Source organism: Pseudoalteromonas simplex, assembly GCF_015278155.1.
Classification (GTDB): domain Bacteria; phylum Pseudomonadota; class Gammaproteobacteria; order Enterobacterales; family Alteromonadaceae; genus Pseudoalteromonas; species Pseudoalteromonas simplex.
On record NZ_JADILN010000005.1, the window covers coordinates 106,616 to 119,256 of the forward strand.

General features: G+C 39.5%; 13 protein-coding genes. 7 read left to right on the top strand and 6 right to left on the bottom strand.

The genetic code is table 11. The annotated features are described in order from the left end of the window. The first annotated feature begins 8 nt into the window (after positions 1-8). The 5 genes from IRQ78_RS11920 to uspE all read left to right on the top strand — a co-directional run bounded on the left by IRQ78_RS11920 (position 9) and on the right by uspE (position 5,009). Positions 9-2,384: a heavy metal translocating P-type ATPase gene (locus IRQ78_RS11920; protein WP_194442328.1), complete on the top strand. Its 2,376-nt coding sequence runs from the start codon at positions 9-11 to the stop codon at positions 2,382-2,384. Beyond that, positions 2,381-2,548, top strand: a complete 168-nt coding sequence (ccoS, locus tag IRQ78_RS11925) for a cbb3-type cytochrome oxidase assembly protein CcoS (protein ID WP_054553052.1) — start codon at positions 2,381-2,383, stop codon at positions 2,546-2,548. The genes IRQ78_RS11920 and ccoS overlap by 4 nt, the downstream gene beginning before the upstream one ends. Continuing rightward, positions 2,541-3,212, top strand: a complete 672-nt coding sequence (locus IRQ78_RS11930; protein WP_138600032.1) for a sulfite exporter TauE/SafE family protein — start codon at positions 2,541-2,543, stop codon at positions 3,210-3,212. The genes ccoS and IRQ78_RS11930 overlap by 8 nt, the downstream gene beginning before the upstream one ends. Before the next feature lie 36 nt (positions 3,213-3,248). Continuing rightward, entirely contained in the window at positions 3,249-3,983 is a 735-nt protein-coding gene (locus IRQ78_RS11935; protein WP_054553050.1) for an FNR family transcription factor, read from the top strand. A 102-nt stretch (positions 3,984-4,085) separates the two neighbouring features. Then, on the top strand, positions 4,086-5,009 hold the full coding sequence (gene uspE / locus IRQ78_RS11940; RefSeq protein WP_138618183.1) for a universal stress protein UspE: 924 nt from the start codon (positions 4,086-4,088) through the stop codon (positions 5,007-5,009). Between the two features lie 43 nt (positions 5,010-5,052). Here uspE and ttcA read toward each other — a convergent pair whose 3' ends face one another. The 6 genes from ttcA to IRQ78_RS11970 form a co-directional block, all read right to left on the bottom strand. Beyond that, entirely contained in the window at positions 5,053-5,946 is an 894-nt protein-coding gene (ttcA, locus tag IRQ78_RS11945; RefSeq protein WP_054553048.1) for a tRNA 2-thiocytidine(32) synthetase TtcA, read from the bottom strand. Positions 5,947-6,172: 226 nt separating this feature from the next. Continuing rightward, a complete protein-coding gene (locus IRQ78_RS11950) occupies positions 6,173-6,592 on the bottom strand; it encodes a hypothetical protein (RefSeq protein WP_194442329.1) in 420 nt (139 codons plus the stop codon). Between the two features lie 118 nt (positions 6,593-6,710). Continuing rightward, positions 6,711-7,025: a hypothetical protein gene (locus IRQ78_RS11955; RefSeq protein ID WP_054553044.1), complete on the bottom strand. Its 315-nt coding sequence runs from the start codon at positions 7,023-7,025 to the stop codon at positions 6,711-6,713. Positions 7,026-7,036: 11 nt separating this feature from the next. Beyond that, complete coding sequence (ppk2, locus tag IRQ78_RS11960) at positions 7,037-7,930, bottom strand: polyphosphate kinase 2 (protein WP_082389257.1); 894 nt, start codon at positions 7,928-7,930, stop codon at positions 7,037-7,039. A 499-nt stretch (positions 7,931-8,429) separates the two neighbouring features. Then, complete coding sequence (locus tag IRQ78_RS11965; protein WP_194442330.1) at positions 8,430-9,098, bottom strand: DUF2987 domain-containing protein; 669 nt, start codon at positions 9,096-9,098, stop codon at positions 8,430-8,432. Next, positions 9,091-9,909 (bottom strand): glucosaminidase domain-containing protein, encoded by an 819-nt coding sequence (locus tag IRQ78_RS11970; RefSeq protein ID WP_194442331.1) that lies wholly within the window; start codon positions 9,907-9,909, stop codon positions 9,091-9,093. Before IRQ78_RS11970 ends, IRQ78_RS11965 begins: the two co-directional genes overlap by 8 nt. A gap of 214 nt (positions 9,910-10,123) precedes the next feature. On the opposite strand from IRQ78_RS11970, the gene IRQ78_RS11975 reads away from it, so the two are divergent. After that, entirely contained in the window at positions 10,124-11,419 is a 1,296-nt protein-coding gene (locus IRQ78_RS11975) for an anti-phage deoxyguanosine triphosphatase (protein ID WP_138602443.1), read from the top strand. A gap of 101 nt (positions 11,420-11,520) precedes the next feature. Continuing rightward, positions 11,521-12,612 (top strand): DUF481 domain-containing protein, encoded by a 1,092-nt coding sequence (locus IRQ78_RS11980; protein WP_194442332.1) that lies wholly within the window; start codon positions 11,521-11,523, stop codon positions 12,610-12,612. The last annotated feature ends 29 nt before the right edge of the window (positions 12,613-12,641 follow it).

Here is a 12,641-nt window from a genome sequence, read left to right on the forward strand (position 1 = left end):
AAACTCTAATGTCCGATAATTGCTTTCATTGTCTTGAAAGTGTGCCAAAAGGCTTTAATGCGACTGTCGAAATAGACGGTAAGGCACAACCTATGTGTTGTATTGGTTGCCAAACGGTTGCTGAGAATATCGTCGCCCAAGGCATGACCGATTATTATAAATTTAGAACTGTACGCTCTGGTAAAGTTGAACAGCTTGTTCCAGAGCAGCTTGAGTTGATTAAAAGTTACGATAACGAAGATATTCAAGACGAGTTTATTTCAGCCACTAATGATTTATCAGAAGTACTATTAACGGTTGAAGGCATCACCTGTGCTGCCTGTGCTTGGTTAATCGAAAAACAACTACTTAATTTAAAAGCAATCAAACGTGTTGATGTAAATACTTCGACCAACCGTGCCATGATCCAATGGGATAAATCGGTTACACCGCTTAGCCAAATTATCACCTCATTACATGAAATCGGCTATAAAGCCTACCCGTTTCAGGCAGACCTTGAAGCGAGCCAAAAACAACAAGCCGCAAAAGCTTATATCCGCCGTTTAGGGGTTGCCGGTCTGATGACCATGCAAGTAATGATGTTTGCTTTCGCTATGTATTTTGGCATGTTCTCTGGCATGGAAGAGAACTTCGAGCAGTATTTTCGCTGGATAAGCTTAGTACTTGCATCTCCTGTAATTCTTTACAGTGCCCTGCCATTCTTAACCAATGCTATTAATGGTTTAAAAGCCAAACAGCTGAATATGGATTTACCTGTCTCATTAGCGATTTTTGGTGCTTATGGGGCAAGCTGTTATGCCACATTAATGTCGGTTGGCGAAGTTTATTTTGAATCTATCTGTATGTTTACCTTTTTATTATTATTAGGTAAATATTTAGAATTTAGAGCCCGTTTAAAGGCCAGCGAATTTACCGCTAACTTGCAAAAGTTACTGCCGCTCACAGCTCGTATTATTGATGATAATAATCAAGAATCGATTATTGCAGCTAAAAAACTAAAACTGGGTGATGTTGTGTTGATCAAAGCAGGTGAAACCATTCCTGCTGATGGTATTGTTACAAAAGGTCAAACAACCGTTGATGAAGCCATGATGACGGGCGAGCATCAACCCGTTAACAAGTTTATCAGTCATCAAGTTTACGCAGGAACGATTAACCATGATGGCGTTATCAGTATTGAGATCAACAAAATCGGTCAAAATACCCTGCTTAATCAAATTATTAAGTTGCAACACACCGCGTTAACCAAACGCCCGCGATTAGTTGAGATCACAGATAAAGTAGCACAGTGGTTTGTTGCCTGCTTATTAGTCTTTGCCTCAATAACAGCGATTGGTTGGTATCAAATAGACCCCGAGCATGCCTTTTGGGTGACTATTTCTGTACTTGTTGCTACCTGCCCTTGTGCGCTTAGTTTAGCGATTCCAACTGCCCTAACTTGTGCAGTTGCAAGCTTAACAAAGCGTGGGATTTTAATTAAGCAAGCCCACGTATTAGAAACGCTACCTCAATTAACTGATATCGCCTTTGATAAAACAGGTACCTTAACGCAAGGTCGCTTTACCATTGAACGCGTTGAGCTAGTAAACAGCAAGTACAGTGAAGCTGATGCATTACGCTTATCTGCCCAACTTGAAAGCTTCTCTGAGCACCCTATAGCTAATGCATTTGCTGGTTTCAACGACTCAATAAACCCTATTGAGAATGTGACTATCGAACCGGGTAAAGGCATTACCGCTTTACTCAATGATCAACACCTTGCGATAGGTAAAAGCGGTTGGTTTGATACCGAAAAAGCTGATGCTCAAGCAACCTTGTATATCGATAAACAAGTCATTGCGCGCTTTTACTTAGCAGACAGCTTACGTGATAACGCAGAAAAACTGGTTACTACACTTCATTCACAACAGCTCAAATGCCATATGTTAACGGGCGATGCCTCTAACAGTGGTGAGCGAATTGCAAAACAGCTAAATTTAGATACCGTGCATGCAGCATGCAGCCCTCGCGATAAACAAGCCCATGTTGAAACATTGGCAGCTAAAGGTGCCATTGTTGCTATGGTGGGTGATGGCGTGAATGACAGCCCGGTATTTGCCAGTGCCCATTTATCTATCGCAATGGAAACCGGCGCTGATATTTCCAAAAATAGTGCTGATGTGGTATTACTCAATAGTGATCTAACGGCTATAGAACATTTGCTTACTGTCTCGAAAAAGACGCGCCGTATTGTTAAGCAAAACTTGGCATTATCACTTATTTACAATGGTTCGATTTTACCATTGGCAGCCCTCGGGCTCGTAGCCCCTTGGATGGCCGTCATCGGTATGTCTGCAAGCTCCATTTTGGTTATTACCAACTCATTAAGGTTATTAAAACTATGAGTATCATCTATATGCTTATCCCAATTGCCATTTTATTTGTGCTAATTGCAATTGGGGTATTCTTTTGGGCTGTAAAAAGCGAGCAGTTTTCTGATTTAAATAAACAGGGTCACAGTATTCTGTTCGAAGACGATAAAGAGCAGCATAACAAAAGTAATGATTGATCCGCTGTTTATTAGTGCATTTATAATGGGCTTGTTAGGCAGTGGTCACTGCCTAGCTATGTGTGGCGGCATTGCCAGTAGTTTACAACTTGCTGCCAACAAAAACCGTGCAGTGAGCTTTTCGGTTGCTTATAACCTAGGCCGCGCACTAAGTTACATGCTTGCCGGTGCTCTTGTAGCAGGAATTAGTAGTCGCTTTGCAGCGCAAAATACTTCTATATCGATAGCGTTGTCGTTTTTGAGTGGTATTTTTATGCTACTAGTTGGGGTTTACATAATGCGCTTAGCGGCAACCCTACAGTGGCTAGAAAAACTAGGCAAGGCGCTAATATGGCAGCATTTAGCTAAACTCAATCGTTTTTTATTACCGGTCGATACAACCCCTAAAGCCTTGCTTTATGGCGCTTTGTGGGGTTGGTTACCCTGTGGCCTAGTTTATTCTGCGTTAACCTGGGCACTCACAAGCCCATCAGCTCTTCACGGTGCAGGCGTAATGTTATTTTTTGCTTTGGGAACTTTTCCAGCAATGATCAGTGTTGGTCTTGTTAGTCAAAAAATAAATACTCTTTTTAACCATGTTTGGATAAGGGTTATTCTAGGCAGCGTAATAATATGGTACGGTATATACTTATTAATTATAGCAACCGATAAGTTAGTTCATTAACCTAAAGTTGTTAACCTATTTGAATGGATTTGATGTATGGACTTCTCACAAAACAAGTCAAAAGGCTTATGCACAATTAGCTGTAATAATTGCAGTATCAGCCAGCTATGTTTGCCATTTTCATTAAACGGTCAAGAAATGGATCGTCTCGATGAAATCATCGAACGTAAAAAGCCTCTACACAAAGGTGATTATTTATTTGAGTCTGGCGAAAGCTTAAATGCTATTTATGCGGTACGCTCTGGTTCATTTAAATCGTATACCTTGTCTGAGCAAGGTGATGAGCAAATTACTGGCTTTCACTTGGCTGGTGATTTAGTCGGTTTCGATGCAATCAACAAAATGGCTCATCAAAGCTTTTCGCAAGCCCTTGAAACTTCAATGGTATGTGAAATTCCATTCGATACTCTAGACGAATTAGCAGGTAAATTACCTAAGCTACGCCAACAAATTATGCGTTTAATGAGTAATGAGATTAACTACGACCAAGAAATGTTATTGTTACTCAATAAAAAGTCAGCTGAAGAGCGTCTAGCAAGTTTTATTTATAATCTTGCAGAGCGTTTTGGTGAACGAGGTTTCTCACGTAAAGAATTCCGTTTAACCATGACACGTGGTGAAATCGGTAATTATTTAGGCCTTACTGTTGAAACAATTAGCCGCCTTTTAAGCCGCTTCCAAAAAGCGGGCTTTATTAAAGTTGAAGGCAAATTTATCACCATTTTGGACCAGCAAGCGCTTGCAGCAACAGCAGCGATTAAATGTAAATAGAGTTTGATTTAACGCAACTTTATATTGTTTGCCCCTTTAACTGTTCTAAATTTAGGTTACACTCAAAGTACTACTTTTTGCGGAACAGTTAAGGAGCAGCACATGGACGCAATTAAACGAATTTTAGCAGTTATAGACCCAACCAAAGAGCAGCAACATAGTTTAAGCCGCTCAATTGATCTAGCCAAAAAATCTGGCGCGACCATCACCGCTTTCCTCAGTATCTACGACTTCTCTTATGAAATGACCACTATGCTTTCTGCTGATGAGCGTGAAGCAATGCGCGAAGCCGTAATAAAAGACCGCCAAGAATGGTTAAACGAGCAGATTGCCCTTTATCCTGATCTTACTATTGATAGCTGCGTGGTTTGGCATAATCGACCTTACGAAGCCATTATCAATACCGTGATCAACGATGGTTTTGACCTTGTAGTCAAGGGCACTCATCAACACGATACGCTTAAATCAGTTATTTTCACCCCAACTGACTGGCACCTCATTCGTAAGTGCCCTGCTCCAGTTTTACTTGTTAAAGAGAAAGAGTGGCCGGCAAAAGGGAATATTTTAGCTGCAGTAAACGCAGTGAGTGAGAATGAACAACACCTTGAACTTAACAAGCGTATTATTAATGACGCTCGCTTCATTTGTGACTTGGCCAACGCAACGCTTAACCTTGTGAATGCTTACCCGGCAACACCTGTTAATATCGCCATTGAAATCCCTGAATTTAACCCAGGTGTTTACAACGAGTCCGTTAAAAAACATCACTTTGAATCAACGCTCTCGTTAGCTGAAGGCTTTGATATTGACCAAGCTCATTGCCATATTGAAGAAGGCTTACCAGAAGATGTTATTCCTGATGTTGCTGCACGCTTAAACAGCGAATTAGTTGTAATTGGTACAGTTGGCCGTACTGGCTTAAGTGCTGCACTTGTCGGTAACACCGCAGAGCATGTTATTGATAGCCTTGACTGCGATGTATTAGCACTAAAACCAGACGGCTATGTAAGCCCACTTGCTAAGTAACCATTTAAATATGCATTAAAAAAGCCCCAGTTTGGGGCTTTTTTTATATGTTTGTTACATCAATAAATAATGATTCATCAATGTTTGTCGAAGAGACCACCGCCTCGCTAAAATCATAGCTTTCACGATTGCCTTCTCTATCAAGTGGTAAATTTTCAAAATCAAATAAGTTTCTGTCTGCAAGCTGGCTTGGGCTGACATTCTGTAAAGACTTAAAGATACTTTCAACACGACCAGGGGTTTTCTTATCCCACTCTGTCAGCATCGCTTTGATTGATTGACGCTGCAGGTTTTCTTGTGAACCACATAAATTACAAGGAATGATTGGGAAATCTTTGTGTTCGGCGTATTTAATTAAATCTTTTTCACGGCAATAAGACAACGGACGGATTACCACGTTACGTTCATCATCAGAGCGTAATTTTGGTGGCATCGCTTTTAGTCGTGAACCATGGAACATATTTAAGAACATTGTCTCAACGATATCATCCATGTGATGACCAAGTGCTAGTTTGGTTGCACCAATTTTTTCTGCAAATGAATAAAGTGTGCCGCGACGAAGTCGTGAACACAGACCACAGGTTGTTTTGCCCTCTGGTACTTTTTCTTTTACTACTGAGTAAGTATCTTTATCAACGATGTAATACGGAATATTTAGCGTCTCAAAGTAATCAGGCAAAATGTGCTCAGGAAAACCAGGTTGCTTCTGATCAAGGTTTACCGCAATCACTTCAAATTTAATTGGCGCTGCTTTTTGTAAATTAAGCAAAATATCTAGCATTGCAAAAGAATCTTTACCACCACTGATACATGCCATAACAACATCACCGTCTTCGATCATGTTATAATCAGTAATTGCGGTACCAACATGCCTTCTTAGACGCTTTTGAAGTTTATTAAATTCAAGAGTTTCTTTTCTAGTATCAGTTTGATTCATTTGCTCTGCTCATACAGGCTTTAGTAAGCCATGTTTCATAGTAAAAAGTTCGGCGTGGATTATACGGACTTTTTGAGCGAGTTGAAATGATTAGCATGGGATAATTAAAGCGCTTCACTTGTAGAGATACCACGTAAAGCAAAGCACTGTGGGAATAGACTCAAAGATCTATGAATTTATAGGCTGAAAGCTTTAATTTTCTGACTTCTGCAAACTTACTTCTTATTTATTTTACTGTGCATTTATAACGGGAAGCTGTACAAGCAAGATCAGGCCAGTCATCTCTACCCCAGCAATACTTATCATTTCTAAGTGGTTTTAGATGCCAAACTACTGGCTTGCCCTTATTATCTAAACGAGTTTCATTTTCAAGCTGCACACGGACTAAATTTTTCTCTGCTGAGAGAATATTATAAACGAAGGTTTTTCTCGCTTCAGACTCAGAAATATAGCCCTGCTCATCATTAGAGATTTCTAATGTTTTATTTTTAAACGTTATTGTATGAAAATTAGCTTCACAAACTGGGCTATTTGTAGACTGCCATGAGCTTTGCAACTTAGTTAGCATTTCTGAATTGATTGGTGGATGACTGCTACACGCTGAACATAGCAGTAAAATAAAGAAAATAGGCGCTGAAGTTTTCATTAAGATGCTTTTAAGTCCCTGAAAAAGTAAGGTTTAGCATATCGATAATCGTAAAAATATCCAGCTATACGCTTAATAATAAACAAAGGGCACATGAGCCCTGTGCCCTTTGTTAACTTTAAGCGCTTTTAGTTTTAGCTTTTTTATTCTTTGCCAATCGTTTGGCACGTTTTATAGCCGATTTTTTCGACGCATTTTTCTGCGCTATTTTTAACACTTTAGCCTCTTTTAATTGCTTTTTTGCTGCTTTAAAGCGCTTTTTAGCATTTTCAGCTAGGTTCTCAGCTTCGCTGGCACACTCTACAGCTGCTTGTGCTTTTAGTGCTGCATCTTTTGCAAGTTCAGTGGTTCTTGCCACTTCTTTTTTACTCTTTTCAAGAATTTTTTCGAGCTTAGCAAGACGTTTCTCAAATACTGACTGTGAATTTTGCATAGTATTCTCCTTCACTGGCGTATAGACATGCGGGTAGGTTCGGTAACAATAAGCGAGTCGACACAATTTACTACATCGTGATCTTTCTCCGGGTAATCTAAACAACTTAAGAAGTGGCGCATACAGTTGATTCTCCCGCGCTTTTTATCGTCAGATCGAATTTGTGTCCAAGGTGCATCCTTAGTATGGGTATGAAACATCATGGCATCTTTGGCATCACTATAATCATGCCATTTAGCCAGTGATGCCATATCAACTGGGCTTAGCTTCCATTGTTTGAGTGGGTCGTTTTGGCGCGATTTAAAGCGTCTAAATTGCTCTTCTCTACTGACCGAAAACCAATATTTAAATAGCTTAATACCGCTATTCACCAACATACGCTCAAGTTGAGGTGTTTGACGCATAAACTCCAAATATTCGTGATCATCGCAAAACCCCATTACCTTCTCAACACCGGCTCGGTTATACCAAGAACGATCGAAAAGTATGATTTCACCCTTAGTAGGTAAGTGGTTAATGTAACGCTGGAAGTACCACTGATCTCGCTCTCTAGTAGTTGGCTTTTCTAAGGCTACCACGTGTGCCCCGCGAGGATTTAAATGCTCCATAAAACGCTTTATAGTGCCACCTTTACCAGCCGCATCTCGACCTTCAAATAAAATCACAATTTGTTGTTCGGTCTCTTTTACCCAGCCTTGCATTTTTAAAAGCTCTATTTGCAGTTCGTGTTTATGGCGCTCGTATTCAACTACGTCCATTTTGCGTTTATATGGGTATTTACCGTCAGCATTCCACTTTAAGCTTGGGTTTTTAACATCTAGATCAAAAACTACATCCTGTTTAGCATTGTGTTCGGATAAATTCTGCTGTTTTACTGATACAGGTTCGACATTGACTGTCTGCATAACGACTCCTATTAAACTATAACTACCTATATTGAGAACTTTATAGTTTTACTTTAAGCCAGTTATAGCGAAGTAACTTGATCTAAATCTATATTTTCATTCCTTAAAAATTCATTTAAAAATAGAAAGTTAGCACTTAATAATTAAGTAAAGATCAGGCTAGCAATATACAATCAAGTCTTTTTTCTATAATAAAAAACAATCAGAGAACACTAATACATTCCGACCATTCCTATGTTTCAAAACACACTGGACCTTAAATACACAGCAATACAAATAGTTAGGAAAAATATGAATCAAGGGAATATTTTAGAGCAAAGAAGCAGTCATAGTAATTGTACTAACTACGATGAAATTGCAATTTTGCTCATACGTCTAAATGCTGAGATAAACTTTTGAAAAAAGAGACAAAATAACTATCGGCTTCACAACGAAAAAAGGACCTATATAAGGTCCCTTTTGTCTATATTTAAACGTATTTTTGCCAATATATAGTTCGTTATTTAACAATCCAAGGTGTGGCGCTGATAAGCTCAGCATGACTGCTTAGTACTGTGTTATCGTCTTGCCAGTCATCTGTTACTTTTATTGAGCAACGCTGCTCTTTACAGCTAACTCCATTTGCCGAGATAGCGTCTTGGCCGTTAAATCTAAGTACAACGCCTTGTTGTTCAGGTAGCAAAAACCACATTAATTTGCTGACAAAAAAGCCTGATAAATCAGATAACAGCTCGTCAAACTCTTCATTTAACGTATATAAGTTTGCTTTACTAAGTTCAAAATCTGCCAAATCAGTCGCTTCAATCTGTAACTTTAATTGGCATTCATGTTTAGGGTTTTCTGGTTGCACAACAATAACAGCTTTATCTGTATCTAATTGCTTATCAAAAGGTAAAAGTAACTGAGCTTTATCTGTATAAGTTAAGTCAAACTCTTGTTTTTCTGTAATTATTTTACCTGATTTAATAGTGCATACTTCGTTGCTAGCAATATCAGACAAATAAAAGTTAACTTGAGCGTATTGAAACTCACCTTTATTCACGACTTTTAAACGATCATAAAAGCCATCATAAGCAATAACAAATTCAGTTGCTGCGGCTTTAGAGGAAACCGCGCTTAGCGCAACCGCGATAGTTGCGACTTTTAACCATGGAAGGAGTTTATTCATCAAAGTAAGCTCTATTTTGATTTATCATAGTGTTTAATTCATCAATATATGCTTCACGGCGCTCAGAGTATGATAACAAACCTTGTGTTAACTTGGTTGCTTCTATAGGTTTTTGCTGGCGACGTAAATCGGCACGAATTAATCGTAAATCTTTATACGCAGCATGGGTATTAATATTTTTAAAATATGAGCTTACAGCAGCACGTACCGATTTAAATGCTGTCACTTCATGGGCCGCTTCGTTAGCACGGCGACGAGGAACCATGCCACAACCCTTTTTGTAACACCATTGACCGAAAAAGTTTAAACCAATCCGTGCAAAGCGTGACGTGCCCCATGCTGATTCATTTGCTGCTTGCATTAGCGCAAGCTCTTTAGGAATGATATCAACTCGACGTAGTGCTTGGGTAAGCGATAAAGTGTCAATAATGTTAGGCAACTTGTAGCTGGTAAGAATTTTTTTAATATCTGACTTTTGCTTGCTCGTAAGCGGCTCATTGTACTCAAGCATCATGCGCGCAATTTCTAGTTTAGCTCGCTGCTGTAAAATTTTTTTATTTTCGGCCTCAACATGTGGGCGAATAAAATCAAAAAAAGCATGTTTCTTCTCTTTTACATCAGTAAATGCTGCAAAGTCAGGCAGTTTTACATTATGTAATGGTTTTTCTTTTTTGATTACGCGCTGGGTTCCGGTAGGCGTGCTCTGAGTTTGTTCAGATTCTTCAACTGTCACTTCTTTTTCGATAAATGGCGAAAATAACGCCCATGTAAAAAAAGCGGTTAATAAAGCTCGAAAAACGTACTTAAGCATGTATTCTCTCAAATAAACTACTACTCATGTGCGGTTAACTCACGCACACACAAAGGCGAAGTATACCAAAGCAGATGATTTTTAGCGAATTCAGCACTATAAAACCACCCATAAAAGGGACAAACTATTGACGTAACAGTGTAGTTTGCTCGCAATTTTCAAGCGCTTGCGTATACTGAAAAGTAAGCAAACAAGGAATAGGAAGGTTATTTTTATGTGCCAATCTTGGCAAGCTCGCATTATTAATCAACAAAAATATCGTCCAAACGATAACCGCTCAGCTTGGCAGGTTGACCGCTCTCGAATCATACACGCCGCAGCATTTAGGCGTTTGCAGGCCAAAACTCAGATTATGGGTATTGGCTTAAATGATTTTTATAGAACTCGTCTTACTCATTCTTTAGAAGTTGCCCAAATTGGCAGTGGTTTATTACGCCATTTGAAAAAGCAGCACCCTGAATTTACGAATTTTCCTAGCGGTAGTTTACTCGAAACCTTATGCCTTGCTCATGATATTGGCCACCCTCCTTTTGGTCATGGTGGTGAAATAGCATTAAATTACATGATGCGCGATCATGGTGGCTTTGAAGGTAACGCGCAAACACTTAGAATTGTCTCTAAGCTTGAGCCCTATTCAAATGGCTATGGCATGAACTTAACCAGGCGCACCTTGTTAGGTTTTATTAAATATCCAGCCTTCATTGATGATTTGTGGCACAGCATTCCACCTTTGAGCGAGCAGCGTAGCTTTATTAAAGCTGACCATTGGCGACCAGCTAAGGGGTTATACACCGACGATAAAGATATTTTCGACTGGATCATGGAGCCACTGTCTAATAACGATAAAGCACTGCTGAGCAGTCATTATAAGGTTGATGAATTTAGAGCCAAAACCCACTATAAATCGATAGACTCAGCAATTATGGAATTAGCTGACGATATTGCGTATGCCGTTCACGATTTAGAAGACGCCATAGCTACAGAGGTTTTAACGCTGGCTGATTGGCAAAATCATGCCCTTGTACAATTACAAGAGCTTGACTCTGCGTGGCTAACCACTCATTTAAGCTCGATAACGGCCAGACTCTTTTCTCATCACGAGTATGAGCGTAAAGACGCCATTGGTGAGTTGGTAAACACCTTTATTATTAACGCTCAGTTAGTTGTACAAAACGCAGATTTCGAATCTGAAATATTACAGTACACGGTGAGTCTTCCAGATGAATTTGCCGAAATTCTTAACGTGCTAAAACATTTTGTTTTTAAACGCTTAATTCGTGAGCCGAAGATGCAGCAAGTGGAGTTTAAAGGGCAAAACCTGCTGATTGAGCTATTTAGTGCTTTTGCCAGCGACCCAATGCGCTTATTACCTGAAACAACCCAAGAAATGTGGCTAAATGCGCACCAACAAGGCGATAATGCGATGCGCATAATCTGTGATTATTTGTCAGGAATGAGTGACGAATACGCCTACAAAACCTATCAGCGGTTGTTTTTGCCATCTGCTTAAGTAATTTTTGAACACTATTTGATAGTGTTCTAAAATTAAGCAGGTTATTAATAAATAATCGCACTTCTTTAGATGCATTCTATTTAACATGGATTGAAATAATGCTCAAAAAATACCTGCTCATCAGTGCAGCTGTTGCAAGTTCATTTGCTTGCTATAGCGCAGAAACACTTCCAGATCCGCTTCTCGAAGAGCGCGGAATCATAATTAAAGATGCCACCCACTTTGATTGGATACGGCTTAATTCTGGCGAATGGCTCAAAGGCGAGCTTGTCTCTTTGTACGACAAAGAAGTTGAGTTTGACAGCGACATTCTTGATACATTAATGATTGATCGCGAAGATATCTATATGATTATTTCAGATCGCCATCATACGGTTCGCTTTAACGATGGCAATGAGCTCAGTGGTACACTTAATATATCGGGCGGTTATGTAAAAGTTGGCGAACAAGACGCTAAATACCGTTATCGCGATTTAGTCTCAATTGCTCCCTCAGTTGAAAGCGAACTCAGTGCATGGACTGTAAAGTTATCCATGGGTGCAGATTTGGCTCGTGGTAATACTGATCAAACAGAGTATTCTGTTAAAGCTGACATAAAACGCCGAACTGCATCAAGTCGATTTTTATCTGAGATTTTAGGCTATCGCACCACCAGCGATGATCAAGTGACTAAAAACAATATTCGTGCTAACGGTACATTTGACTGGTTTTACACACAAAAAATGTATTATCGCCCTATTTTCTTCGAATACTATCGTGACCCGTTCCAAAATATCGCCAATAAATACACTGTCGGCGCCGGTGTTGGTTATTATGTGATAGATACCGACAAAACAGAATGGGATTTTACAGCGGGTCCCGCGTACCAAAAGACTCAATTCGATACAGTAGCTGCAGGGGAAGATAAGAGTAATTCGTCAATGTCTTGGTTTATTTCTACAAATTATGAGTTAGAAATCACTAAGAAAATCGATTTTTCATTAAATTATCGCTACCTAACTGCAAGCAGTGATGCTGGCGGTGACTCACAATATGCTTTGGCTGCGTTTGAATTTGAAATCACAGATGATATCGATTTTGATGTGTCATTAGTTTGGGATTACCTTGCCGACCCCATTGCCGATGAAAACGGTGTAGTACCAGAAAAAGAAGATTACAAAATGATTTTCGCGCTGGGTATCGATTTATAATATCAATTCGCTTGATCGATACAAAAACG